The organism is Paenibacillus sp. BIC5C1 (assembly GCF_032399705.1).
GTDB classification, from domain to species: domain Bacteria; phylum Bacillota; class Bacilli; order Paenibacillales; family Paenibacillaceae; genus Paenibacillus; species Paenibacillus taichungensis_A.
Window position 1 is genome coordinate 2,596,689 of sequence record NZ_CP135922.1, and the last position, 24,454, is coordinate 2,621,142.

Here is a 24,454-nt window from a genome sequence, read left to right on the forward strand (position 1 = left end):
TCATAATGTTGACGGTTCATGATTCCAAGCAAAAGGTAGTCACTTTGCAAATAAAAGAGCTTTTTTTCCTGGCCGGGATTCTCGGTTCAGACCGATTGCTTGGCGTGGAAGATCCGTTCCGCGGGTATATGGCGGAAGACATTGCTTTGGAGTGGGAGCGTGTAAAAACATCCCTGCTCGACAAAGGATATCTGATTCAGGATCAGGACAGCAGTGAGCTGATCATGACACCGACCGTTTTCTCCAGGGTAGCCATTGCGGGACTGTCCGACAGGGCTTGCTGGATTCGCTACACGCACAGCGGCAAGTCGTATGAAAGTTATGTGCACTGCACGGATGAACGTGTCGTTGAAGTATCCCGTGTTGCAGACGAACCGGATTCGTTCCGGCTGAGTGACCTGGGGAATGTTCGTGAAGCGATTGATTTTCTGATTCAAAGAATGAATTGGAGTGGTCATTCTCCGGCGGAAAAGCCGGCACTGATGTGCTCCAAGAAAAAATTCTATGATGTGATGAATGATCTGAAGAACAAAGAATTACAGGCAGTGGCTGATGAGTTGGTACAAGAGACAAGCGATCCCGAGGGGTCACTTGCGCTTGCGCGCTGTCTGGTGAACAAGGAATCAGAAGGGGAACTGCGGTTGCTTGTATGGAACGGAGAAGGATGGAAATCACAGTCTGCGGCTTTCGCTGCAAGTACGGTATCCAACTGGCTGTTTCGCATGAGTACTGCGGCTTCGGATGATTGGCTTGTTGCAGCACTGACGACGAGAGAACAGTTTCACGAGATGCTGCTGGACTGGCTTAAACAGCCTGCAGGGGAAGAGGAAAGGTGATGGTAAATGCGCATTCGTGTGGAACCGGATGTGCTTCGGGCACTGAGCAGGCAGATTCAGTATGCGGCGGAGCAAATACAACAAAAGATGACAGTATTGGATCAGGCCATTCATTCGTTGGAGTGGGATCTTGAAGCCCGCGCCGCGATCATGAATGAATGGAATCACAGCAAGCGACTCTGCGAAGCAGCAGTACGTCGTTTTATGGACTTGAGCGTACAGCTGGGACGCAAGGCCTTGTTATTCCAGCAGGTGGACATGGAGTATCGTACAGTGTTGAGTCATGTGAACACAGCCTATGGCAATGCGGTCAATATGTTGAATGTTCTTCAGACGGAGCGTGCAGGAGAGATTATGCCTGCGCATTCGGCAACTGCTGCTGTTGTATCCGATCCATTTTCCGCGGTAGCGGCAGTGTACCGTGTACAGGATGCCGCACCGCCTGATGGCTCGCCGGCGACCCTGATTCAGGCCATGCAGCCTGAACCTGTGGCGTGGAGATTCACAGATCCCTCCTTTCGTGGGAGAAGAGAAACCGAACCTGTGGTTTCCTGAGCTCACGGAGGACAAGGCTGAATAAGCAAGACAGCAGAAAGTGAATTTTTTTATAAATAGTCTGTTAGGTGAAGTTTCGAATGCCAAAAATGGGGTAAATAGGATTAGGTCCTTCGGCTTTTGTCCGATCGATCCTTGTATAGTACAATTTGAACAAGTGAACTTAATTGCACAAACCAAGGAGGAATTTACAAATGGCAGGACGGATTTTAGTTACCCCAGAACAGCTTGATCAGGTTTCCAACCAATTTAAACAAAGCGGTGAGCAAAGTCAGCAAATCGTTTCTACATTGACTCAATCCATCACAAGCATGGAGGGGCAATGGGAAGGTATGACGAAACAACGCTTCTTCCAGGAATTCCAGGAAGCCAGCAAACAAATGCAATCTTTCGTTCAGACGCTGAATAGCATCAGCGCGGAACTGACGGCTATTGCCAACAAATTCCGTACGGCTGACCAAGCTCGCTAATCTGCGATACATAGTTCGGGCAGTTTTCATTACCGAAGTTGCCCAGAATCATATGCGGGAAGCAAGCTGAGGATGTATAACTACAGCAAAAACCGGGCGTTTTCACAACACCCGGTTTTTGCTGCACTATGACAGAATGACAGAGAGAGGGATGAGTATGTCTTTTCAACCAAATCCCGGGGATGAAGTGGTGATTAACGACATTGCCTATATCATTGGGCAGCATCCGGCTGCGCCCGGTCTGGCTTACGCCCAAGCTGGAAGGCAGGGTATCGTCTATCAGTTGTTACCCCGTAACGGTTCCATAAGTGGGGCCAAAGCACTAAAAGTATTTTTTCCTAAATTCCGTATCCCGGCTATGGTGTATCAGTCTGAGCATATGGAGTCTTATAGTGAACTGCCAGGTTTGCAGGTATGCAAGCGTGATGTGCTCACTCCGGAAAGAAACGGAGCGCTCATTGGAGAACATCCTGATCTGTTGTATGCGGTATTGATGCCGTGGGTGCATGGTCTGACCTGGTTCGATGTAATCAGCGATCAAAAGCAGCTGACAGCAGAGGAAAGTCTGAAGCTGGCGAGAGCTCTGGCTGGGACCGGTTCGGCTATGGAACAGCGTGGACTGGCTCATTGTGATTTGTCCGCACCCAATGTGATGATTCCGTTTTTTTCCGAAGTGGAGAACCTGAGTGGGATTTCAGCAGTTGAACTGGTAGACGTTGAGCAGATGTACGGTTCCAGAATGGATCGTCCAGATGCTTTGCTTGCCGGTTCACCGGGGTATGCGGCCCATCGGACAGTGCATAGCGGTTTGTGGAGTGCGTATGCCGATCGTTTTGCGGGAGCAGTTATCATTGCGGAGATGTTAAGTTGGTCTGATGCAGCGATTGTGGAGAAAGCATGGGGAGAAAGTTATTTTGACCAGCACGAAATGCAGACGGTAAATGAACGTTATTATGCCATGAGAGAATCGCTCCAGAAGCGCTGGGGCTCCAAGGTGTCCGATCTGTTTATTCGTGCCTGGGAGAGTCATGATCTCAGCAGCTGCCCTACGTTTGGCGAATGGTTTGTGGCACTGGCTGCTGTGGACATCCGTCTGGCAAGTGCAGCATCTGTTGAAGAAGAGTCTGAAGTCAAGACTTCAGACCAGTCAAATGCAGTGGAGACTAAGCAGATAAAAGGGACAGAAGCAGCAAGCGGTATATCGGATAAGCTGGGAAATACGGGTCAGAATGTGCCCGCCGTGGAACCCTCTCCTGGTCAGGAAGCGGTAGTAAACCGTCTCTTCCTTCAGGCGAGAGCACTGGAGGATGAAGGCAAACCGGCTGCGGCGCTCGAAGTGTACCGTTCACTACATCATTTCATTCCGGATAACAGTGCGATGCAGATGGAAGTTGAGGCTGCGATTCAAGAGCTGGACGCGAAGCTAAATCCCAAGCCTGATGATACAGCTCAGCCATTCAAGGTTCCTTTTTACCGATCCAAAAAGTTTATGATTTCTTCGGCGGTGTTGATTGTTCTGCTGGCTGGAAGCGTGCCGACGGTAAAAATACTGGCCGATCAGGCGGAGGTAAAACAGAAGGAGCAGGAGGCGGCTGCCCAACAGGCCGAACAAAAGGCTGCGGAAGAGGCCGAAGCTGCGAGGCTGACTGCTCTGAAGCAGCAGGAAGAAGAAAAGAAACAAAAAGAAGCAGATGCAGCGAAACTGGATGCAGAGGAAAAGAAAAAGCTGGCTGAAGCGGAGAAAAAGCAGGCAGAGGCCAAGAAGAAAGAAGAAGAGCGCAAAGCGCTCCAGGCTAAGTACGATAAGCAAGCGAAATATGAGGCGTATCTTGCCAAGCAGAAACAACAGAAGCTGGAAGCAGCCAAGAAGGCTGAACAGGAAAAGTACGACAAACAGGCGAAATATGAAGCTTACCTAGTCTGGAAAAAAGAAAATGACGCTAAGATTGCGAAGCAGGAAGCCGAACGTAAGGCAGCAGCTGAGGCTCAGCGCATACAGGAGGCAGCCCAGAAAGCTGCGCTCAAGAAAAAGCGTGCCCAGAATGTTGTCACGCTGATAGCGCATTACAATAAAACGTATAATGCGCAAAAAGGCAGAAAAATTGAGAATGCCGAATCATACGCGCGTGATTTCAAAAATCTGTACAACACTGATGCGACCTATTTCAAAGGTGTCGGTAAAGTGGCAGCACGAATGAGTGCGATCAATAAATTCCTGAGCAATACGGATTATACATTACCCAACTTGTAAAATAACGTGAACGACGGAGGTGACACATCCCAGATGAACTACACAATTCAAGCATCCCAGCGCACACCCGCACTGATTATCTATTTAATTGATATTAGCGCCTCTATGAATATGGTTCTGGACAACCGTCGGCGGATTGATGTCGTTTATGATGCCTTATCTCTGGCTATTCGCCAAATGGTGTTTCGTTCGACCAAGGGCAACCGACTGACACCCCGTTACAGGATCGCGATTCTGGCATACAGCGACGATGTGTACGACCTGTTGAACGGGATAAAAGGAATCGACGAAATCGCTGCTGTAGGTTCCTTACCCGACTTAACGCCGAAAAGATTCTCGGATTCAGCGAAAGCTTTCCTGCAGGCCGAGAAAATTCTGCAGGCTGAAATTCCAAATATGCAGGATTGCCCTGCACCGCTTGTATGTCATATGACCGATGGGGTAGCTACAGGCGAAGATCCGGAGCCCATTGCCAAAAGAATAATGGGTATGAGCGTGCCTGATGGCAATGTACTCGTCGAGAATATTTTTATATCCGATCATCTGCTGGAGGGCCCTATTCCAGAGCCGCGAAGATGGAAGGGAATATCCCAGGAGACGGTCCTTCAGGATGAACATGGGGAGAAGCTGCGCAATATGTCCTCGGTTCTGCCGGAAAGTTATCGTGAAATGCTGGTTGAGGCGGATTATTTGCTTTCACCTGGTGCACTGATGATGCTTCCCGGTACTTGTGCAGAACTGGTATCCATCGGGTTTCAGATGTCCGCTGCTACGCCTGTGAGATAGGAGGGGAATCATGAGAGCGATGCGTTTGGCAACATTGTCTGCTGGAGATAAGGGGAGCCGTGCGGACCACTATCAGGGCAACTTTCGTTATGTGAGTGTCCAGACAGGGGAACAGCCGTTGACCCGTTATCAAGGTACATTCAAATGCAGGTATGGCTATGGAAGAGCGGCGGAGACCGTTAATCAGGGAGACACCGGACAGGATTTTGCTGCTGTTCGCATGAATGGTAATGTGTGTACTTTCGTATTATGTGATGGGGTAGGCATGAGTTACCTTGGGGATTTTGCCGCACGCTTTCTGGGGAACGCCTTGCTGGAGTGGCTGGAAACGACTCCGCATCCTTCTTTGGATGTTATGGAACGTCTGCTTCATGATTTGACCAGTTCGGCATCCGAACAGCTGGAGAAGTTGCAGCCTTTGGAAAACTCGCCTGTACTGCTGCGGGAAGTGCTGATGGAGAAGCGGAGCAAGGGAAGTCAGGCCATGTACGTATGTGGACGCATCGAGCTCTCGGCAGGCAATCGAAAAAGCAAAGTGTGGCTAGCCTGGCAAGGGGATTCCCGTATCCGTCTCTGGCGTAACGGTCAGGAGCAATCGGCAGCATTTCAGATGAACTGCCGTACGAATGAACGTTGGTCTACATTGGAAGGTCCAGTGGGTGGCCAACCGCATATCTATGAGGCGAAAATGTCTGCGAATGAAGCAATTCGTCTGCAAATGTACACGGATGGCCTGAATGATCTGGATGCTATCCAGGCTTATATTCCGGATGAGCACATCCAGGTGCTGCTGGATGCCAGACATACGGGCGGGCTTGAAGATGATGCCGCTTTCATTGAGCTGGAATGGTGAGGTCAAGTGAGGATTCTATGACAACTCTGATCATGCTGCTAAAAGTGGTGAGCCTTAACTACGAAAAAACTTGTCCATGTTGATTTAAAAGACACTCTTTTTGGGTAATCTTGTGAAGAATCTACTTACAGAAATTGCATGAACGTACATTCTTACATAATTACTGAGCGAGAAGGAGTGGAATGGATTATGACACAACATAACGGCAAGCCAAGGTTCGAAGGTAAAGTCGCCATCATTACAGGTGCTGGTTCGGGGATTGGCAAAGCGGCAGCACTCAAACTGGCGAGTGAGGGAGCACATGTTGCACTGCTCGATCTGGTTAATGATCGGATTTCGGAGACGGAAGCCGAAATTAATAAGCTGCGTGAAGGTGCGGCAAGAGCATTCGATGTAGATATTTCCGATCCTGCCCGGGTGGAAAAAGCAGTTCTGGAGACCATCGAATTATTCGGCGGTCTGGATATCGTTTTTGCCAATGCAGGTATTAATGGTGTATCGGCACCGATTGAAGAAATTCAGGTTGAGGATTGGCAGCAGATTATTACGACGAATCTGAACGGGACTTTTTTTACGATCAAGTATGCACTGCCTCATATGAAGAAACGTGGTGGCGGCAGTATCATTATCACAAGCTCCATTAATGGTAATCAGCGCTTCTCTAGCTTCGGCATGTCGGCGTACAGTACATCTAAGGCGGGGCAGGTTGCTTTTGCCAAGATGGCTGCGCTGGAATTGGCGAAGTTCAAGATTCGTGTCAATGTCATCTGTCCCGGAGCGATTGCAACGAATATTGACCAAAGTACGGTCAAAACGGATGAGTTGGATCAAATCGTCATCCCGATGGAATTCCCGGAAGGCCAGCAACCGCTTGCGGACGGACCGGGTCAGCCAGAGCATGTCGCTGATCTGGTAGCTTTCCTGGCTTCTGCGGAGTCCAGACACATTACAGGTGCGGAAATTGTCATTGACGGTGCAGAGTCGCTGTTGAGCTAAATGAGCATTTTGTATCCATATCCATCCATAGAGCGACTTTCAATCAGCGTCGTGAGCGAGTTAAATGGAAGGATGTAAAATGTTGTAATGAATGTAACTATGAAGTCGTTCCTCTGGAACGGCTTTTTTTGTTATAATGCTAACATTCGAATAGACACGTGGAACATCAATTAGGAGAGATGAAATGAAGACGGATTTACCGATACAACAGATTATTCCTGAGCTGAGGCAGTTATTTCAGGAGAAGGATACAGGTGTGTTAATTGCCGAGCCGGGTGCGGGTAAAACGACCGTAGTACCGCTGGCACTGCTGGAGGAGCCATGGGTTGCTGGACGGAAAATCATGATGCTGGAGCCTCGCAGACTCGCCGCTCGCTCAGCAGCTGCACGAATGGCGGCTTCACTTGGTGAAAAAGTGGGACAGACCGTAGGATATCGGGTGCGTATGGATACGCGTGTTAGTCAATCCACTCGCATTGAAGTGGTGACGGAGGGTGTATTGACCCGGATGCTTCAACAGGACCAGGGGCTGGAAGATACGGCGATGATTATTTTTGATGAATTTCATGAGCGGCATTTGCATGGTGACCTTGGTTTAGCGCTTGCGCTTGAATCCAGGGCCATGCTGCGTCCGGATCTGAAACTGTTGGTGATGTCGGCCACGCTGGACCCTGTTCCTGTCTGTGCACTGCTTGGTGAGGGGACGAGATGGATTGACTGTCCTGGACGTACGTTTCCGGTGGAAACCCGATATGTATCCAAACCGGCATCCGAACAGATCGAGACTTTTACAGCTCAGGCCGTCGTTAAGGCGCTGGCAGAACAGGAAGGGGATGTTCTGGTTTTCCTACCGGGTGCAAAAGAAATCCATCGCACAGAGCGAGAGCTGTCCAACCGTATGCTTCCTGCCCACGTTCAGGTACATACTTTATATGGCAGCATGTCTGTAGAACGGCAGGATGAAGCCGTGCGACCCGCAGATGAAGGTCAACGGAAGGTTGTGTTGTCCACGTCCATTGCCGAATCCAGTCTTACCTTGGCTGGAGTCAAAGTCGTGGTGGATGCGGGGCTGAGTCGTGCCTCCGTATTCTCGGCACGGACCGGCATGAGTCGGCTAGTCACCCTGCCGGTGTCCAAGGCGTCAGCCGATCAGCGGCGGGGTCGCGCGGGGCGGATTGCACCGGGCCTGTGTTACCGGCTATGGAGCGAAGAGGCCCATGGCGTGCTGCCTGAGGCAGCAAAGCCGGAGATTGCCTCCGCGGACCTTGCGCCGCTGGCGCTGGAGCTTGCCGCCTGGGGTGTCCAGTCCCCTGCAGAGCTGCAGTGGCTGGACACCCCGCCTGCCGCAGCCTACGGCCAGGCACAGGCGCTGCTGCGCCAGCTGGGCGGCCTGGATGACGCAGGCCGCATCACGCCCTTCGGGCGGCGGATGAACACGCTTGGCGTGCATCCGCGACTGGCCAGCATGCTGCTCCGCGCGGCGGAGCTTGGGCTGGCCAGCTACGCCAGCATGCTGGCGGCACTGCTGCAGGAGCCTGCCGGCCTCCGCAGCAGTGGCAGTGCAGGCGCGGGCACCGATCTGCGCCCGCGCGTGGAAGCGCTGCTGACTGCGGACAGCAGCGGCATGCCGCAAGCGGCAGCGTCTGTCGCAGACGTCGCTGCCGTGCGGCGCATGCTCCAGGAGAGCCGCCAGCTGCGCTCGGCGCTCGGCCCGGCGGCCGATCCGGTACGGCCGGATGAGGACAGCTGCGGATGGCTGCTGTCCTTCGCTTATCCGGACCGGATCGGGCAGCGCCGGGAGGACGGCCGCTATCTGCTGAGCAGCGGCCGTGGGGTACGGCTCACAGCGACAGAATCGCTGAGCCGTTCAGCTTATCTGGTCGCAGCCGAAGCCGACGACCAGGGCGCGGATGCGCGCATCCTGCTGGCTGCACCATTGCAGGAGAAGAGACTGCTGGAGCTTGGTCCACATCTGCTGCATGAAGAAGTACAGGTGGCCTGGGACCGAAACACCCGCAGTGTGCGGGCGCATAAAAGGCTGCGAATTGGAGCCATTACGTTGAAAGAGAGCAGTATTGCGCAGCCACCCGAAGACCAGGTGCAGGAAGCTTTACTCTCGGGAATACGTATCGAGGGGCTGGATTGTCTGCCCTGGACAAAATCATCGCGGCAGCTGGCGGACAGGATGCGCTTTTTGCATCATCATGTGCCGGAATGGCCTGATCTCATCGAAGATCATCTGACCGAAGAACTGGCAGAACATCTCAGCCCTTTTTTGACAGGCATGCGATCTGCTGCGGATCTCAAAAGATTGTCGATGCAGGATGTGCTGCTCGGCGGACTAAGCTGGGAACAGCGACAGCAATTGGATCGTGAAGCGCCTACACATATTCAGGTGCCTAGTGGTTCGCGTATTCCTGTGGATTATAGCCGACCTGAAGATCCAACGCTCGCGGTGAGACTGCAGGAGATGTTTGGCCAGCAGGAGACCCCGCGTATTGGTGGTGGTCGAGTACCACTGACCATACATTTGCTTTCCCCGGCGCAGCGGCCTGTACAGGTCACACGAGACTTGGCGAACTTTTGGCGGGAGACTTATTTTGAGGTAAAGAAAGACTTGAAAGGCCGTTATCCCAAACATTATTGGCCGGATGATCCGCTCGAAGCGATAGCGACTAACCGAGCTAAACCGAGAGTTTAGCGGTTGCTTGCCTGAGTTCAACTTCGTATCTCACCACGTGCAGACCCTAAGGCGGTGGCTCTTTGCATATCAATGGTTGGTCATTCTCCTAGGCCTTCAAGGATATGATGTTGAGGTGGAAGCGTTTGAAAGAAAACAAGGCGGGTAATAACATAGCGAACCACTCAATTAGATGAGGAGGGATTCACTATGCAGAAGAAAATCGTAGGTGTGTTTAATACAGAGCGTGAGGCATCATCCGCAATCGAGGGACTGAAAGCGCAAGGGTTCACTTCAGATGAAATCTCGGTCGTTACACAAGATCGGGATGAACTGAAAGCTATTCGCGAAGAGACGGGTACAAAAGCACCCGAAGGTGTAGCTGCAGGTGCGGCAACAGGCGGGGTGCTCGGCGGAGTCGCTGGATTGCTCGCTGGCATTGGCGCATTGGCGATTCCGGGCATAGGTCCTATTCTGGCCGCTGGCCCAATTGCTGCAGCATTTACGGGTGCAGCTGTAGGTGCAGGAGCAGGCGGACTTGTAGGTGGACTTGTGGGTCTGGGCATTCCGGAAGAGGACGCAAGACAGTATGAGGAATACGTGCAAAGTGGTAAAATCCTGCTACTCGTGGACTCTACGGATCGGGACACGGATGTTTATGACGTGTTTAGCAGTAACAGTTATGTGAACCGGGACAGAATTGATGTCAATCGGGATGATGTTACGGTTGAGCGCACGGATCTCGATATGGAAAATCAAAGATTGGAAGCTCGGGATAAGGCCGCTCGACTTGGCAACAATACTTTTCTATAATAAATCGGTTCAGTAAAGACAGGAATCTTCAACTGGAATGACATAAGTGAGCCACCAGGTGGTCATCAGCCGGTTTCCTTTAGAGGAAGCCGGCTTTTGTCCCTGTTTTAACTTCCTGCTGTTGCAAGGTACAGGTGTTAAACCTGCCAGGCAGGGAATAACAATACATACAGCAATACGGCCAGGGCCAGTCCAATTACCAGTAGCATCAGCGTCAGGAACCGAATCAATCTCGTGGATGCCTGGAATGTTTGTGAATTAATCTGATTGCGTTTTCGGTGATAAGCGGAAGCAGAGCACAGGATGATCAGAATACCACTGACCAAGGAAGTAATACCAATGATGATTGCCGCGATATGGGCCATCCGATCATATGCCGTTGAACTGAATCCGAAGCCTGCTGCAAGAAAACCAATCCCGACCATGGCAATGCCGGTACGTACCCAGGCCAGAAAGGTTCGTTCGTTAGCGAGATGCTGTTGTACATATTTGGAGTCAATGGTGGTTATGTCTTGGTCTATACCTGAGATGTAAATCACCCCGTTCATCAATATATGGCTTTATTGTACGTCGTTTTCATGGCAAAACCAAGAAAGGAGGCTTTCTGTTATGCCTCGTAAAGAACGAATTACAGAAATTGAAAGTCTGAGGGGGATTGCTTTTGCAGCAGTCGTCCTTCAGCACTCCATTGCACATTATTCCCTGGTCCCGGAAGCGGGGCTGGAAGACGGTGTATTGCTCGCAATCTTATTAGTGCTGTCCAAATTTGCTGTACCCCTGTTTATTTTTATTACAGGTATGGTGCTTTTCTATAATACAGGAGACAAGTTGCATTATGGACGTTTTATGCAAAAGCGATTAACCGATGTAATCGTCCCCTATATGATTTGGTCACTGATCTATTTCACACTCGCACCTCGCGGATGGAACGGATTTGGTTGGCAGGATATCCCTGACCTTGGTTTAAAATTAATCACAGGCAAAACGACCTCGCATTTTTGGTACATTATTATGCTTATTCAGTTTTATCTGTTGTTTCCCCTGTTTTTGCGAGCCATCCGTTACGTCTATAACCGATATGAGGCGAAAGGGCGCACAATAGCTCTTCTGATCTCCGGTGTGGTGTACCTCGTGCTCGCGGATCAATTGCGAAATATCGCCAGGTTTATGGAATGGTTGAGTGTCCCGGTGCTGACCGATGCCTTTACAACCTATGCGGATCGAAATTTCCTGTATTTCTTTTTTTATTTTGTGCTTGGTGCGGCAGCCGGGCTATCGGTTCAACATTGGAATGAGTGGATTCAACGTTTGCGCTGGGGATATTGGACCGTGTTTATTGTCCTTGGTCTTCGGTTTATATATAAGTTAATGCTGGAGTTCCAGAAGCCGGAGGGTATACAGATTACATTCTATACCGTCAGTCTTATTCGACCGGATATGATCTTATTTCTCATTGCTTCCATCATGGTGATGTACCAGCTGGCTGGCAAGCTCCACAATATCAGAGTAACACGATTGTTGGCGTGGATTGGCGGGGTTTCATACGGGGGTTACCTGATGCACATGCTGATGTTGCGCTACAGCTACATTCCGGATGAACAGTTTTTTGTGGCACTGGGTTTAAACCCCGTAATTCGCATGATCATCACTTGGCTGCTGGCGCTTACGTTATCCTGCGTACTTACGTGGCTCATCTCTCGCGCAAGCTGGGGCAAGTGGGTTGTGGGAACTGTACCGAAGTCCAAACCTGATTAACGGGTGAATACATCATTATATGAAAAATTCAGAATAACAGTGAGTAGAAGTCCGATGAAAATGGAAGCAACAACCTGAAAAAAGTGACGCCATTACTATGACGAACCTTTTTTGAAATAATTTTTTAAAATTTCATTACATGAAAAATTCATAATAGAAAGTCCAAATTCTCGCTCTACCTTACGTTCCTGCCTCTCCATCAGTTCTCCTTCTTGCATTCCAACGCCCATCGATTAAAGGGAGAAAGACGGATAAAGATGGCAGAAGGGGAACATAAGTTTTATAATACTAGATATATAGAGCTGACAGGAGGGGATTGAACGTGGCTTTTATGATTGCGCAGCGGGCATTTATTAAGCTGTATCTGATTACGATGGTTGAACAGCACAGGGGATATGGTTATGAGATGCTGGAAGCCATGAAGCAGGAATTCAAAGCCTACGGTTATGTACCACCCCAGAGCGAGATATACCGGGCGCTGCATGAATTGGTTCAACAGGGTGTCTTTTATCGTACAAAGAAGCTGAAGGGCAGTGATCCCAAAGTCGATTTTCAGGAAATCGTTTTATATCACTTCACGGATGATGGTGCGGAGAAAGCCGAATTATATAAAAAACAGGTTAAGGCTGATCTTGATCGTTGTCTCGGCATGTTACACAAGGCAGAAGAGGACAATTACGGAGTGAAAGGAAGATAAGCATGGACAGACACTTACAGTGGGGTGTACTTGGTACATCTACAATTGCGAAAAATGCAGTCATTCCTGCGATTCAACAATCCGAACGTGGTGAAGTCTTGGCAATAGCCAGCCGCAGCAAGGAGAAGGCGGAAGCTCTTGCAAATGAACTCGACATTGCCAGAGCGTATGGCAGTTATGATGAACTCATTGCGGACCCGGATATTGAAGCTGTGTATATTCCTCTGCCGAACCACATGCATAAGGAGTGGACAATTAAGGCTGCTCAGGCTGGAAAACATGTATTATGTGAGAAGCCGGCTGCTCTGAATTCAGATGAAGCGGCGGAAATGATTGAGGTATGTCAACAGCACGGCGTACTGTTTGCAGAAGCCATCATGTATCGATACCATCCCAAGCATAGACGTGTACAAGAGATCATAGCCAGTGGGGAGATTGGTACGGTCAGAGCCCTCCACGGCAATTTCACTTGCAATACCGCTGACGATAAGGACAATGTAAGGTTCAAAAAGGAGATGGGCGGAGGATCATTATTTGATCTTGGCGTATATCCTATCTCGGCAGCCCGCATGTATCTGGGGCAGGAACCGGAAGCCGTTACGGTACATGCTCTATTTTCAGAAGAGCATGATGGCGTCGATATGATGGCTTCAGGACTTGTGGAGTTTCCCAATTCAGTAGCGTTAACGTTTGACTGCGGCATGTGGGCTTCTGGACGAGCCGAGATGGAGATACTTGGTACCGATGGTCGGATTGAACTGCCCAAGGTGTTCGGTTGGGAGAACAGTGATATTCCACCACAGATTATCGTGCACACCGATTCCGTCAGCCGTGAGGAACGTGTATCGGTATCGAACTCCTATGTTTTGCAGGTGGAGACCTTTGCAGCCGCAGTGCTTGAAGGAGAAACGTTACCGTTCAGTCCGCAAAATACCATTCAGAATATGCGTGTTATTGATGCATGTTTGGAATCGGCGCGAACCCGTCAACGGGTGCAATTAGTGGATCAAAACAGGAGCTAGCATGCTAACATGATAGATGAAAAGAAATGTTCGAAATGGTAGACTCCATCCGCCGGGATGTGAGTCTTTTGTTATATTTAAATGTTATATTTATATATTTTTACAATAATAACAGTTAAATTTGATATTTCCTCCAAAATGATGTGATATAAATAGTAAATAGATGGCTTTTTCACTATAATCTAGCAGAACGTACATCCAGGCAGAATTCACATCTCATATCACTTACATAGTGGCAACGTTCATCCATTTTAAGTCATTGGGAGGCTGGATTTATGAAAAAGTTCTTGTCTACAGCTCTGCTAGCGGTTATGTTAACGATTGTTTTCTTCACAGGTTCACAGATCGCTCCGGTTGGACAGCAGAAGGCTTCAGCTGCAACGTGTACCATCATCAATACGTTTACTGGTGTGGCCAACTATCTCAGCGCCAACGGGAATCTGCCATGTAACTACATTACCAAAGCACAGGCAACGGCACTTGGCTGGGTATCTTCCCAAGGCAACCTTGCTACGGTTGCTCCGGGCAAAAGTATCGGTGGAGACGTGTTTAGCAACCGGGAAGGCTTGCTTCCAGCAGCTAGTGGCCGTACTTGGCGTGAAGCGGATATCAACTACACTTCCGGTTTCCGTAATTCTGACCGAATCCTGTACTCCAATGACGGCTTGATTTACAAAACGACAGATCACTATGCATCCTTTACTCGCTTGAAATAAGGAAGGACAGGACAGACATGAAGAGGGTAGTACTTAACGGTGAGGACTTTTCCAGCACGACAGAGCTACATGAGCTATTGAAGCAAAAGCTTGAGCTGCCAGACTTTTACGGTGCAAATCTGGACGCCTTGTGGGACTGCCTTACAGGCATGATCGAGCTGCCGCTTGAATTAACCTGGACGAACTACCAGATCAGCAAGGAACGGCTGGGTAGTGAAGCAGAGAAGGTATACCAGTTGATGCTGGAGGCGGAAGAAGAGAGTATTGGATTTCAATTCAAGACTGAGGATTAGTACATGAACTACGAATCATAGCAGCAAATAAATATTAGTGTTTGGAGAACAGACGAACAGACCCTTCGGTCTGTTTTTTTGTGTTTTTATGGAGAGGGCCCATTAAAAATCATCAAGAAAAGAATGGAATAAATACAACGTTAAAAATATTTTCACGAAAGGGTTGATTTTCGCATATCATACGTTAAAATAAAATTAACATTAAAAATATTTTCACGTTGAGAGGCGGAATAAAAATGAGCGAAGGTGCAGTCGCACACAAACAAGGGATCGGAGAATTAATTCGGGTTAAACCTTATGTGCAGTTTATGGTGAGCAAGGTTGTATCCAGATTTGGCGATTCGATTGATTCCATTGCTTATAGCTGGATGGTGTACATTTTGACAGGTTCAAAGCTGCTGATGGGAACACTGCTGGCTATTAACTTTTTGCCGAGTATCTTTCTGGGGCTGTTTGTCGGAGCTTTGGTGGATCGCATGTCGCCCAAAAAGGTGATTGTGCTCACAAATACCGGCCGAGGTTTATTTGTGGGCATTACAGCACTTTTGTTTGGTCTGGGTGAGCTGCAAGTCTGGCATCTGTTCGTTATCACCATTCTGAATTCTCTTCTGGAATGTTTTGCGTCACCTGCAGAGGTGTCCACTGTACCGCGATTACTTCCCAAATCGATGCTGCTGTCTGGTAATGCCATGGCCTCATCTGCAACCCGGGTTGCAGAACTCGCAGGACTTGCAGTGGCGGGAACGTTAATTGCAACAGCAGGGATCACGTGGACGATATTGATCGATGCGGGCTTGTTTGCTTTAAGTGCACTTCTGATGAGCCGTGTGGGGTACCCGAAAACCTCAACATCATCTAACAGTGATAATACACCATTGTATTCATCTAATTCTCCTTCAGCAAGAAAAAGTATATTCTCTGAAATGACAGAAGCCTTTCATTTTATGCGTAAACATGTGTTGTTACTGATCGTTTCGATTCTGTTTGCCTTTGTTAACTTTTGTCTGATGCCATTCAATGTCCTTCGCACGCCATATGTCATTGAAACGTTGCATGCCGGAGCAGGAGGATTAAGCCTACTCAGTGGGCTGATTGTGGCAGGCATGGTACTGAGCGGCTTGTGGCTGTCCCACCAAGGATCGAATTACCGTAAAAGTGTGCTGGTCATCGTAGGCATTGTCATGTTGGGGCTCAGTTATGCCATGACCGCTCTCCCGTCTTACATGACGTCCTACCAGCTGCCTGTTGCTGCTGTCTTTTGTCTGATGATGGGCATGGGGATTCCACTCGCTACAACACCCCTTGCATCCTATCTCATGGAAGTTACACCTTCCGAGATGCTTGGCAGAGTGTACGCCCTTCAAAGTATGCTCGTCGTGAGTGTTGCTCCATTAGGAAGCTTGCTTTCTGGAGCCCTTGCTGATTGGGTGGCATTGCCGATTCTGTTTATCGTGTTTGGTGTTTTGCTTGCCATGTCAGCTGCTCTAGTGCTTCTGAGTAAGACTTTCCGCACTGTTCTATAATAGAACTTCCTAAAGCCTGTTATCTTCAGCCTGTTTTGACCGAAACCCTGTTCGGACGGTATAATATACACATGATGGGCAACAGGTACCCCGGAAATGAGGATACAGGTATGCAGCGCAAAGTACTTTCAACGATTGAAGAAATCAAGGTCTACTCCGATCCGTATCGGATACAGATCATGAATATGTTTAATAAACAGGGCAGACCTTCTACGGTTAAAGAGATCGCAGACCAGATGGGCGAAGTCCCAGCCAAGGTACATTATCATGTGAAAAAACTGGAGAAAATCGGTCTGCTGACCATCGTATCCACTCGTGAAATTAATGGAATTATTGCCAAATATTACGATCCCTTCAAGGGGGAAATCCAGCTCCGTAACGAAGATGAAGAGAATTCACCTTTGAAGGAGGTATTTCGTTCCGAAACCTTCAAATTGTTAAATGAAATGTTTGAGCAGAGCCGTCGGCGATTCATGAATCAGGCGGAAAACGGAGACCGCATGTTTATCTCGGATATGACGTTGTATGCTAGCCGGGAAGAAGTAGAGCAGTTGTACAACAACATTACGAAGATGTGTGAACCCTACTTAACGAAAGACAGGCATGATGCGGACCAAGAGGTCTTTCATTTATTCAGTTCCCTATCCAAAGATACGGTGAATAAGCCCGCTATGGAAACCGCTGGGAAATTGAAAAAGAAGGCTTCGCCCGATAAGGGCAAGCCCGCTGCCAAAACGTCAAGACCTGCTAAAAAGCAGAAGGAATCCTCGTCTGGTGGTCAGGCGGAGGAGTAACCGAAGCATATTCATCGGATTGATTGAAGTTCCGTCTGTGTAAAGATGATATGCTGGACCAAGAAAAAAGCCGCCGTTGGCGGCTTTTTCATGCGTAATTTGGCATGATGGGAGACATGTACTTATTTAAGCGTAAACGACCTTAATTCGTTCATAAACTACATGTTTTCATCATAATCTTTCACGTCACGTTTGGCTGCGGTTGCGGGGGAGTTCGATGTGCCATATTCCTCGACGGCTTCCCAGGCGTCAGCGTTATCGAACTTGCCAGCATTGCGCTGTCTTACTTCACCGGCACCGCTAGGCGGCATCGTCATGACTTCCTCTTCAACGGGCCGTTCGTTGCTTAACTCGCGGTTAGGCGTATCATCGATACAGTAGGCCGTGTAAGGGATCGCTTCGAGTCGTTCAAAGGGAATATCCTTACCACAGGTCACACAGGAGCCATACGTTCCTTGTTCGATTCGCCCCAGCGCTTCATTCACTTGGTTGAACTCGTCGGTTAACGTATCATCTATCGCCAGGTCACGGCTTCGCTCAAACGTCTCCGTACCGGCATCTGCAGGGTGATTATCGTATGATGACAGCTCACCAGTTGAATCTTTCAGGGACTCGGCTGGAGCACCGTCTTCCATGCTGGATTCAAAATGACGCTGCAGGTTTTCATGTTGTTCCAAAAGAGCGTTTTTGAGCTCTTGAAGTTGATCTTTGGTTAATGTACTCATAAGGACATGCTCCTTTCCCGCATTGGGGTTGTAGTCAGTCCTTACCCGAATTTCATAAGAAGCAATCAGTTTCGTGTGTAAAGAGGGGCGTTCGATTTTATATCTGACGGATAATGTGTTATAAAAAATATAGAGAGAAAATGCGGCGGTATCGAAGATCTTCTTGTGCTTACCGCGGCGCGTTTGATAATGGAGGGTTGTCAATATGGATGAGCATATGAAACGAAGATTGGACAAACAAAGACAATTGTTCAAGCAATTGGGCGTACAGCTCGACGCTTTATCAATTCATGAAAAACAATTCAACTATAAACTTCGTGGTTATGATCCGGATGAGGTGGATGCCTATCTAGATTTGGTTATTAAAGATTACGAACGTTTCTACGCCAATATAGCGGATCTGATGGACAAGTGGCAAGAACAGCAGTTAACGATTCGGGATCTGAAGTCATCGGCGAAACCAGTGGAAGATCCAACGAAGATTGATCGCAAACAACTGGACGATATTGTGAAACAACTGGAATACAGCGTTCGGCAGTTAAAAATCCGGGCGCGCCCTGAACAGGACCTGTTCTCTGAGTAAGCCTGCACATCTGGGATGATATAAAATCAGCATTATAATGCTCAAATAAAAGGTGGTTAATCATGAGTACTCATTTTTCGGTCAGTGTGCATTGTTTGTTGTTGTTGTCTTTCAGCGCGCCTGAACGAATCACTTCGGCACTGATTGCAGGTAGTGTGAATACCAACCCTGTCGTGGTCAGACGTATTCTGGGCGGGTTGAAAAAGGCAGGGCTTGTGGACTCCTCACCGGGAACAAGAGGATTTTACCTCGCCAAGCCCTCAAGTGAAATCACATTAGCCATGATCTATCAGGCTGCCAAGGATGAAGGACCATTGTTTCCGATTCATGGTAACTGTAATCCAAATTGTGATGTTGGCCTTCGTATTGATAGCCTGCTGACCAATCTGTATCAGGTTGCCGAAGCAAAGGTGGAACAATTCTTTGCATCCATTACCCTTGAAGATATGGAGCGCTCCTGTTCCCAGCTTGAAGTTCTTCCATCACATGCCGAATAAAGCGTAATATAAGGGAAAGGGAAGGTGTGCTGTACTATGAAAATTATTGTCATTTCGGACACTCATTTACCTCGAAGAGCACGGAAGTTGCCCGATCCCTTGGTTGAGGCGCTTACAGATGCTGATCTGATTCTCCACGCGGGGGACTGGTCGGACTGGAGTGTATACAAGCTGCTTAGCGCTTATGCACCCGTTGAAGGTGTTGCAGGTAATACGGACCCGCCTGAAATAGGTCAAAAACTCGGGTTCTCCCGCATCGTTGAGGCGGACGGTTTGCGTCTTGGTCTTGTACATGGTCATCTGGGATCGAAGTCTACAGAGCAGAATGCGATCCACACCTTTGCAGGACAGCAGGTGGATGCTGTGATTTTTGGACACTCGCACATTCCGGTGATGCATACGGTCAATGATGTGCTGATATTTAATCCGGGTTCTCCTACGGATCGGCGGCGTCAGCCCCAGTATTCTTTTGGTATCATGACGACACATTTAGGGGAATTGCAGGCGGAACATGTTTTTTTCGATGAAAAATAAAAGTTGAAAATCAGGCATCTCGAATCAGAAGGCTCTTCTGTTAATCGGGGTGCTTTTTGCTATGTATGCATTCAAAAGGGAACTTGCAAGTTATCTCTGAATGGGGAATATGGTCTGCTGTTTATCTGTCATTCATCTCTTCTCGTTACCCCCTATGGAGGCATTTGTATGAATGATACAATGCGTTTACAACAATAAATTGAATACGTTTACATAAGGAGATGAATGTTCATGAAATTGTCTGTATTCACAGTTGCCACTCCAGACTTGACGGCAGATGAGTTGGCTTCTGCTGCAGCTGCAGCCGGCATTGAAGGGATCGAATGGAGATATCGCGGAATCCCGGCGGATGCTTTATCCGAAGAACCTTCTTATTGGAGACATAATCGTTGCTCGATAGATCCGGACCAGTGGGAGGGACAGGTACCTCTATTTCGTGATGCGGCAAAAAAGCATGGCAGACAGTCGATTGCATTGGTGCCATATCTGAGCTGTGGAGATCTGCTTGCCACGGAGCAAGCATTTCAAACTGCACAAGCCTTAGGGGCATCCATGATGCGTGTTGGAGTTCCCGGTTATGATCGGAAAACCAGCTATCCTGAGTTATACAAACAAGCTGTGCATTATCTGAATGAGGTTCAAGAGATGGCCCAACAGTATAAGGTAAAAGCTGTAGTAGAAACCCATCATCAAACGATTGCTCCCACTGCATCGCTGGCTTATCGGCTCGTGCAATCGCTGGATTCCCAGCATGTAGGGGTATTGTACGATCCAGGTAACATGGTCCATGAAGGATATGAGAACCATCGTATGGGATTGGAATTACTGGGGCCTTATCTGGCACATGTGCATGTGAAGAATGCGGCTTGGTTCAAGGATGCATCAAACATGAATTCGAATTCCAGTGTGAATGAACAAAATACAGAAATATCGCTAACATCAAACTGGCATTGTCAGTGGGCCCCCTTGACCGAAGGCGTGGTGAATTGGTTGCAAGTATTCCGCGACCTCAAATCCGTAGGATATGATGGATATTACGGGATTGAGGATTTTAGCGGAGTCTTGCAATCGAAGGCGATGTTACAGCATTTTGCAGATGTTTTTGCCGAAATTGAACGTCGTGTGGACGAGGAGGTACAGGTATGAGTTTGGTTCGAGTAGCCGTCATTGGCATTGGAAATATGGGTGCAGCACATGCCAGAACGTTGGTAGCAGGAGAAGTACCGGGTGCAGAACTGGTGGCTGTGTGTGATGTGAGACAAGAAATGGAGAGCTGGGTATCCGGCAACCTTCCGGCTTCAGTCACCTATTGGCAGGATGCGGAGCAGATGATGTCATCAGGGACAATTGATGCGGTCATTATAGCAACCCCGCATTATGACCATCCCGAAAAAGCCATTCAGGCTTTTCAGTATGGCCTGCATGTCATGATCGAGAAACCTGCCGGAGTATACACCAAACAGGTACGCAAGATGAATGAAGCGGCTGCTGCCAGCGGCAAAGTGTTTTCCATGATGTATAACCAGCGAACCAACCCTTTATATATCAAACTAAAAGATCTGATTGCATCGGGAGAACTGGGCGAGGTACGTCGCACCAACTGGATTATAACGAACTGGTATCGCTCCCAGAGTTATTATGATTCAGGCGGCTGGCGCGCTACGTGGGCTGGTGAAGGGGGCGGTGTCCTGATCAACCAGGACCCTCATCAACTGGACCTATGGCAATGGACCATCGGCATGATGCCGGTTCGTATGCGTGCCTTCTGTTCATTCGGCAAATACCGGAACATTGAAGTGGAAGATGATGTAACGGCATATGTCGAGTATGAAAATGGAGCAACAGGTGTATTCGTGACTACGACGGGAGAAGCACCAGGTACCAACCGATTCGAGGTCAACGGGGATCGTGGAAAAATTGTCATTGAAGATGGTCAGTTGACCTTCTGGCGTCTTCGTGAACCCGAGCCTGAATTCAATCAGAGATTTACCGGAGGATTTGGACAGCCGGAATGCTGGAAATGCGAGGTGCCGATTACCGGTGTGGAAACCGGACATCCTGGGCTGATTCGTAATTGGATCGATGCCATCCTGAAAGGGACTCCGCTCATTGCTCCGGGAGAAGAGGGGATCCATGGTTTAACATTGTCCAATGCCATGCTTTTGTCAACCTGGACGGATAACTGGGTGGATCTGCCGATCGATGAAGATTTGTTCTATGAACATTTGCAGCAGCGGATTGCCAGTTCAAATACAAAGAAAGACAAGGCAGGGAGCGGCAGTCAGCCTGCCGATCTGTCACAGACGTTTAAGTAAGGTAATTGTGTAGCTGGTTTATTCACGAATCCCAGACGGAAGGACGGAGAAGACATGGCAAAAGACGGAATGTTCTATGCTCCAAAGAGTCTGAAAAAAGAGGTCGTATGTGGTCCAGGTGAGTTTACCATTGCTGCTGTAGCGTTGGACCATGGACATATCTACGGCATGGTTGGCGGGCTGGTGGAAGCTGGGGCAACGCTCAAATGGGTATATGATCCTGATCCGGCCAAGGTCGAGGCTTTTCGAAAACAGTTCCCGCAGGCACAGGTCGCCGCATCTGAAGCGGATGTACTTGCTGACGATGAAGTGCAGCTCGTAGCTGGAGCAGCCATTACATCGGAACGTGCGCCACTCGGCATGAGAGTTATGGCCGCAGGCAAAGATTATTTTACGGACAAAGCCCCCTTTACCACACTGGACCAACTGTCCCTTGCGCGTGAAGAGGTTAAACGCACTGGGAAGAAGTATATGGTCTATTATAGTGAGCGTCTGCACGTGGAAAGTGCGATCTATGCCGGACAACTGATCGAACAGGGAGCCATTGGCAAGGTTGTACAGGTTATGGGGACGGGGCCGCATCGATTAAACGCGGGAGGTCGGCCTGAATGGTTCTTCCAGCATGAAAAGTATGGCGGCATCCTCTGTGATATTGGAAGTCATCAGATCGAGCAGTTTCTGACTTTTGCTTCATGTACGGATGCAGAAGTGGCGTTCAGTCGGGTGAACAATTTCAATCATCCACAATTCCCGGAACTGGAGGACTTTGGCGAAGCATCACTGATCGGTAACAACGGTGCTTCCGGTTACTTCCGCGTAGACTGGTTTACACCGGATGGCCTGGGTACATGGGGCGATGGGCGAACGGTTATTTTGGGAACGGACGGATACATTGAACTGCGTAAGTATATCGATGTGGCGAGAGAGCCTGAAGGCGATCAGGTATACCTGGTTAACCATGAAGGGGAATATCGATATAGCGTCAAAGGACAGGTCGGTTATCCGTTCTTCGGTGAACTAATCCGAGACTGTCTGGATCGAACAGAAATCGCGATGACACAGGAGCATGCGTTCAAAGCGGCAGAACTTTGCTTGATTGCACAGCATAAGGCAATGAGTGAGAGAGTGGTATGGAGTAGTGGTGCGAAGTAAATGGTTTCATTTGGAAAAGTAATAGATTATGTAATGGGAGAGCAGCTGGTGAAGGCTGCTCTTTTGTTTGTTGTAGTACCTTCGCAAATGGAACAATATGGTTTATTATGTATGTAGTTCAGAAATCGAGTTGAATGTGTGGTATTTACGAAGTACATAAATTTAGATGTTATGTGCAATTGCCTTGCCAAACCAAAGAGAGGGATGATGATAATGGATTTTAAACCTTCGAATTACTTGCTAGACAACTTTATTTCTGCTGATTTGTCTAGCTTAACTGAAAATAACACTATTTTATTTGATAAAGAAAGACATTGGGTCGGCGTATTTATATTAAACTCTACCCTTAAATATAAATATGAAGAAAAACAAAGAATATACTTAATGAATATTTTAAGAAGAATAGAATCTACATTTTATCAATATAACGCTGGAAGTGCTTTATTAGATGACTTTTTAAATCACGATAAGGAAAGTATATCTAAATATTTATCAGCGGTTGTTTGCATTGAGACTTCAATTTCTCATTTGTATCAAGCATACATGTTAGGAAGCAAAATGGCCGGTGAGGGTACTAAATTGTTTGAGAAAAATGATGGTTCTTCGATTGAGCGGTTAAACAAGCTTTATAATGTAGCCAAACACTACGATAGTTCTATAAGTAGCGGTAGCTTAGAGGAATTAAATACCATACCTATATGGATAACCAATCAAGGAATTAAATCTAATCAAACCTTTTTAAACTTTGATGAATTGCATGCAATGATGAGAGAAGTAGAATATATAGCTGATGAAATAATAAAGGGAAATTAAAATTGCATATTCATGAAGAAGGCAACAGCACATAACATAATATTCACGCTGCGGACATTCGTCCTTGGTCTGGCATTCGCCTGACACCCGACATGCGTCGAGTCGTGAATACAGGAACGTTAGACGAGAAAACTTAAATCATATTTGCAAAAACTCAAAAGAAGGTGAGTTAAATGAAGCAAGGCGCTATGTTTGATTCAGAAAGAAAATATAGATACTTATTGACTAGAGAATGGGATATTACGCTACCTAAGCTATTATACATAATGTTAAATCCCAGTACAGTAAATGAAAGCTCAGAGGATCAAACTTCGAGACAATGTCTATATTTTGCAAACAAATTTCAATATGGATCACTTGAAGTAGTCAATCTCTATAGTTTGATATCAACCGATCCAAAAAGGCTAAAAGAATCATTAATAGACCCTGTAGGGCTTGAAACCGACAAGTACATTATAGAAGCAGCATTAAGAGCCGATAAAGTGGTCATAGCATGGGGCGAAAAACATTTCTTTAACAAAAGAGACAAAAAAGTAATGGAATTATTGAGGAATGAAGGAATTGATCTATTTTGCTTAAAGAAGGCTAAGTCTGGCCACCCTAGACATCCATCAAGACTTGGACACGACATAGATGAACTGATTTATTTCAGATGATTATTCAGGTAGTAAATTCTGTCGTATAACATAATATTAAAGCGGCGGTTCCTTTTGAACCTTGGTCTGAGCTTGGATTTCGAGGAGGGATTTCAGCAGACAACCCCTTTGGGGTTCGTGAATACAGGAACGTTATACG

The 24,454-nt window shown here is 47.9% G+C and carries 26 protein-coding genes; 24 read left to right on the forward strand and 2 right to left on the reverse strand.

What is annotated here, in order from left to right; genetic code table 11:
* Positions 1-5 precede the first annotated feature (5 nt).
* From RS891_RS11920 to RS891_RS11960, 9 genes are all read left to right on the forward strand, one after another.
* Entirely contained in the window at positions 6-836 is an 831-nt protein-coding gene (locus tag RS891_RS11920) for a hypothetical protein (RefSeq protein ID WP_315795363.1), read from the forward strand.
* A gap of 6 nt (positions 837-842) precedes the next feature.
* On the forward strand, positions 843-1,391 hold the full coding sequence (locus RS891_RS11925) for a WXG100 family type VII secretion target (RefSeq protein ID WP_113052565.1): 549 nt from the start codon (positions 843-845) through the stop codon (positions 1,389-1,391).
* Positions 1,392-1,585: 194 nt separating this feature from the next.
* Positions 1,586-1,861: a WXG100 family type VII secretion target gene (locus RS891_RS11930; protein WP_017689071.1), complete on the forward strand. Its 276-nt coding sequence runs from the start codon at positions 1,586-1,588 to the stop codon at positions 1,859-1,861.
* Between the two features lie 157 nt (positions 1,862-2,018).
* Positions 2,019-4,112 (forward strand): protein kinase family protein, encoded by a 2,094-nt coding sequence (locus RS891_RS11935; protein ID WP_315795364.1) that lies wholly within the window; start codon positions 2,019-2,021, stop codon positions 4,110-4,112.
* 33 nt (positions 4,113-4,145) lie between these two features.
* Entirely contained in the window at positions 4,146-4,898 is a 753-nt protein-coding gene (locus tag RS891_RS11940; protein WP_064639011.1) for a vWA domain-containing protein, read from the forward strand.
* Between the two features lie 10 nt (positions 4,899-4,908).
* Positions 4,909-5,751 (forward strand): protein phosphatase 2C domain-containing protein, encoded by an 843-nt coding sequence (locus RS891_RS11945; RefSeq protein ID WP_113052563.1) that lies wholly within the window; start codon positions 4,909-4,911, stop codon positions 5,749-5,751.
* Between the two features lie 189 nt (positions 5,752-5,940).
* A complete protein-coding gene (locus RS891_RS11950; protein WP_113052562.1) occupies positions 5,941-6,747 on the forward strand; it encodes an SDR family oxidoreductase in 807 nt (268 codons plus the stop codon).
* A gap of 184 nt (positions 6,748-6,931) precedes the next feature.
* Positions 6,932-9,448: an ATP-dependent helicase HrpB gene (gene hrpB, locus RS891_RS11955; RefSeq protein WP_315795365.1), complete on the forward strand. Its 2,517-nt coding sequence runs from the start codon at positions 6,932-6,934 to the stop codon at positions 9,446-9,448.
* Positions 9,449-9,637: 189 nt separating this feature from the next.
* On the forward strand, positions 9,638-10,240 hold the full coding sequence (locus tag RS891_RS11960) for a general stress protein (RefSeq protein WP_063563227.1): 603 nt from the start codon (positions 9,638-9,640) through the stop codon (positions 10,238-10,240).
* A gap of 137 nt (positions 10,241-10,377) precedes the next feature.
* Here the strand turns inward: RS891_RS11960 and RS891_RS11965 are convergent, their stop codons facing one another.
* Positions 10,378-10,788, reverse strand: coding sequence for a YidH family protein (locus RS891_RS11965; RefSeq protein WP_315795366.1), 411 nt, complete (start codon positions 10,786-10,788; stop codon positions 10,378-10,380).
* A gap of 61 nt (positions 10,789-10,849) precedes the next feature.
* Here RS891_RS11965 and RS891_RS11970 point away from each other — a divergent pair, with 61 nt between their 5' ends.
* From RS891_RS11970 to RS891_RS12000, 7 genes are all read left to right on the forward strand, one after another.
* Positions 10,850-11,995 carry an acyltransferase gene (locus RS891_RS11970; protein WP_315795367.1) on the forward strand — a complete coding sequence of 382 codons (1,146 nt, stop codon included), beginning with the start codon at positions 10,850-10,852 and terminating at the stop codon, positions 11,993-11,995.
* Positions 11,996-12,317: 322 nt separating this feature from the next.
* Positions 12,318-12,692, forward strand: coding sequence for a replication termination protein (locus tag RS891_RS11975; RefSeq protein ID WP_063563231.1), 375 nt, complete (start codon positions 12,318-12,320; stop codon positions 12,690-12,692).
* Between the two features lie 2 nt (positions 12,693-12,694).
* Positions 12,695-13,714, forward strand: coding sequence for a Gfo/Idh/MocA family protein (locus tag RS891_RS11980; RefSeq protein ID WP_315795368.1), 1,020 nt, complete (start codon positions 12,695-12,697; stop codon positions 13,712-13,714).
* Between the two features lie 275 nt (positions 13,715-13,989).
* On the forward strand, positions 13,990-14,430 hold the full coding sequence (locus RS891_RS11985) for a ribonuclease (RefSeq protein ID WP_113052557.1): 441 nt from the start codon (positions 13,990-13,992) through the stop codon (positions 14,428-14,430).
* 17 nt (positions 14,431-14,447) lie between these two features.
* A complete protein-coding gene (locus tag RS891_RS11990) occupies positions 14,448-14,723 on the forward strand; it encodes a barstar family protein (protein ID WP_247902255.1) in 276 nt (91 codons plus the stop codon).
* 236 nt (positions 14,724-14,959) lie between these two features.
* Positions 14,960-16,246 carry an MFS transporter gene (locus RS891_RS11995; RefSeq protein WP_315795369.1) on the forward strand — a complete coding sequence of 429 codons (1,287 nt, stop codon included), beginning with the start codon at positions 14,960-14,962 and terminating at the stop codon, positions 16,244-16,246.
* 110 nt (positions 16,247-16,356) lie between these two features.
* A complete protein-coding gene (locus RS891_RS12000) occupies positions 16,357-17,040 on the forward strand; it encodes an ArsR/SmtB family transcription factor (protein WP_113052554.1) in 684 nt (227 codons plus the stop codon).
* Positions 17,041-17,198: 158 nt separating this feature from the next.
* Here RS891_RS12000 and RS891_RS12005 read toward each other — a convergent pair whose 3' ends face one another.
* Positions 17,199-17,765, reverse strand: a complete 567-nt coding sequence (locus tag RS891_RS12005; protein ID WP_315795370.1) for a TraR/DksA C4-type zinc finger protein — start codon at positions 17,763-17,765, stop codon at positions 17,199-17,201.
* A gap of 205 nt (positions 17,766-17,970) precedes the next feature.
* Here RS891_RS12005 and RS891_RS12010 point away from each other — a divergent pair, with 205 nt between their 5' ends.
* The 8 genes from RS891_RS12010 to RS891_RS12045 all read left to right on the forward strand — a co-directional run bounded on the left by RS891_RS12010 (position 17,971) and on the right by RS891_RS12045 (position 24,315).
* The gene (locus tag RS891_RS12010) at positions 17,971-18,348 is read left to right on the forward strand and encodes a DivIVA domain-containing protein (RefSeq protein WP_024630343.1); all 378 of its coding nucleotides are present in this window, start codon (positions 17,971-17,973) and stop codon (positions 18,346-18,348) included.
* A 62-nt stretch (positions 18,349-18,410) separates the two neighbouring features.
* The gene (locus RS891_RS12015) at positions 18,411-18,845 is read left to right on the forward strand and encodes an Rrf2 family transcriptional regulator (protein WP_113052552.1); all 435 of its coding nucleotides are present in this window, start codon (positions 18,411-18,413) and stop codon (positions 18,843-18,845) included.
* A gap of 36 nt (positions 18,846-18,881) precedes the next feature.
* Positions 18,882-19,379 carry a metallophosphoesterase family protein gene (locus tag RS891_RS12020; protein WP_113052551.1) on the forward strand — a complete coding sequence of 166 codons (498 nt, stop codon included), beginning with the start codon at positions 18,882-18,884 and terminating at the stop codon, positions 19,377-19,379.
* A gap of 231 nt (positions 19,380-19,610) precedes the next feature.
* Complete coding sequence (locus RS891_RS12025; RefSeq protein ID WP_315795371.1) at positions 19,611-20,525, forward strand: sugar phosphate isomerase/epimerase family protein; 915 nt, start codon at positions 19,611-19,613, stop codon at positions 20,523-20,525.
* Positions 20,522-21,694, forward strand: a complete 1,173-nt coding sequence (locus RS891_RS12030) for a Gfo/Idh/MocA family protein (protein WP_315795372.1) — start codon at positions 20,522-20,524, stop codon at positions 21,692-21,694. Before RS891_RS12025 ends, RS891_RS12030 begins: the two co-directional genes overlap by 4 nt.
* A gap of 54 nt (positions 21,695-21,748) precedes the next feature.
* Positions 21,749-22,846: a Gfo/Idh/MocA family protein gene (locus tag RS891_RS12035; protein ID WP_315795373.1), complete on the forward strand. Its 1,098-nt coding sequence runs from the start codon at positions 21,749-21,751 to the stop codon at positions 22,844-22,846.
* Positions 22,847-23,059: 213 nt separating this feature from the next.
* The gene (locus tag RS891_RS12040) at positions 23,060-23,659 is read left to right on the forward strand and encodes a hypothetical protein (RefSeq protein ID WP_315795374.1); all 600 of its coding nucleotides are present in this window, start codon (positions 23,060-23,062) and stop codon (positions 23,657-23,659) included.
* A gap of 173 nt (positions 23,660-23,832) precedes the next feature.
* Positions 23,833-24,315: a DUF1643 domain-containing protein gene (locus RS891_RS12045; RefSeq protein WP_315795375.1), complete on the forward strand. Its 483-nt coding sequence runs from the start codon at positions 23,833-23,835 to the stop codon at positions 24,313-24,315.
* Positions 24,316-24,454: the final 139 nt, after the last annotated feature.

Excerpts from the sequence above, each read along its gene's own strand:
- RS891_RS11985 (WP_113052557.1), top strand. The coding sequence starts at position 13,990 with ATGAAAAAGTTCTTGTCTACAGCTCTGCTAGCGGTTATGTTAACGATT.
- RS891_RS11935 (WP_315795364.1), top strand. The coding sequence starts at position 2,019 with ATGTCTTTTCAACCAAATCCCGGGGATGAAGTGGTGATTAACGACATT.
- RS891_RS11980 (WP_315795368.1), top strand. The coding sequence starts at position 12,695 with ATGGACAGACACTTACAGTGGGGTGTACTTGGTACATCTACAATTGCG.
- RS891_RS12000 (WP_113052554.1), top strand. The coding sequence starts at position 16,357 with ATGCAGCGCAAAGTACTTTCAACGATTGAAGAAATCAAGGTCTACTCC.
- RS891_RS12035 (WP_315795373.1), top strand. The coding sequence starts at position 21,749 with ATGGCAAAAGACGGAATGTTCTATGCTCCAAAGAGTCTGAAAAAAGAG.
- RS891_RS11970 (WP_315795367.1), top strand. The coding sequence starts at position 10,850 with ATGCCTCGTAAAGAACGAATTACAGAAATTGAAAGTCTGAGGGGGATT.
- RS891_RS12005 (WP_315795370.1), bottom strand. The coding sequence starts at position 17,765 with ATGAGTACATTAACCAAAGATCAACTTCAAGAGCTCAAAAACGCTCTT.
- RS891_RS12020 (WP_113052551.1), top strand. The coding sequence starts at position 18,882 with ATGAAAATTATTGTCATTTCGGACACTCATTTACCTCGAAGAGCACGG.
- RS891_RS11950 (WP_113052562.1), top strand. The coding sequence starts at position 5,941 with ATGACACAACATAACGGCAAGCCAAGGTTCGAAGGTAAAGTCGCCATC.
- RS891_RS11960 (WP_063563227.1), top strand. The coding sequence starts at position 9,638 with ATGCAGAAGAAAATCGTAGGTGTGTTTAATACAGAGCGTGAGGCATCA.
- RS891_RS12045 (WP_315795375.1), top strand. The coding sequence starts at position 23,833 with ATGAAGCAAGGCGCTATGTTTGATTCAGAAAGAAAATATAGATACTTA.
- RS891_RS12015 (WP_113052552.1), top strand. The coding sequence starts at position 18,411 with ATGAGTACTCATTTTTCGGTCAGTGTGCATTGTTTGTTGTTGTTGTCT.
- RS891_RS11940 (WP_064639011.1), top strand. The coding sequence starts at position 4,146 with ATGAACTACACAATTCAAGCATCCCAGCGCACACCCGCACTGATTATC.
- RS891_RS11945 (WP_113052563.1), top strand. The coding sequence starts at position 4,909 with ATGAGAGCGATGCGTTTGGCAACATTGTCTGCTGGAGATAAGGGGAGC.
- RS891_RS11990 (WP_247902255.1), top strand. The coding sequence starts at position 14,448 with ATGAAGAGGGTAGTACTTAACGGTGAGGACTTTTCCAGCACGACAGAG.
- RS891_RS11995 (WP_315795369.1), top strand. The coding sequence starts at position 14,960 with ATGAGCGAAGGTGCAGTCGCACACAAACAAGGGATCGGAGAATTAATT.
- hrpB (WP_315795365.1), top strand. The coding sequence starts at position 6,932 with ATGAAGACGGATTTACCGATACAACAGATTATTCCTGAGCTGAGGCAG.
- RS891_RS12025 (WP_315795371.1), top strand. The coding sequence starts at position 19,611 with ATGAAATTGTCTGTATTCACAGTTGCCACTCCAGACTTGACGGCAGAT.
- RS891_RS12040 (WP_315795374.1), top strand. The coding sequence starts at position 23,060 with ATGGATTTTAAACCTTCGAATTACTTGCTAGACAACTTTATTTCTGCT.
- RS891_RS12010 (WP_024630343.1), top strand. The coding sequence starts at position 17,971 with ATGGATGAGCATATGAAACGAAGATTGGACAAACAAAGACAATTGTTC.
- RS891_RS11925 (WP_113052565.1), top strand. The coding sequence starts at position 843 with ATGCGCATTCGTGTGGAACCGGATGTGCTTCGGGCACTGAGCAGGCAG.
- RS891_RS11920 (WP_315795363.1), top strand. The coding sequence starts at position 6 with ATGTTGACGGTTCATGATTCCAAGCAAAAGGTAGTCACTTTGCAAATA.
- RS891_RS11965 (WP_315795366.1), bottom strand. The coding sequence starts at position 10,788 with ATGAACGGGGTGATTTACATCTCAGGTATAGACCAAGACATAACCACC.
- RS891_RS11930 (WP_017689071.1), top strand. The coding sequence starts at position 1,586 with ATGGCAGGACGGATTTTAGTTACCCCAGAACAGCTTGATCAGGTTTCC.
- RS891_RS12030 (WP_315795372.1), top strand. The coding sequence starts at position 20,522 with ATGAGTTTGGTTCGAGTAGCCGTCATTGGCATTGGAAATATGGGTGCA.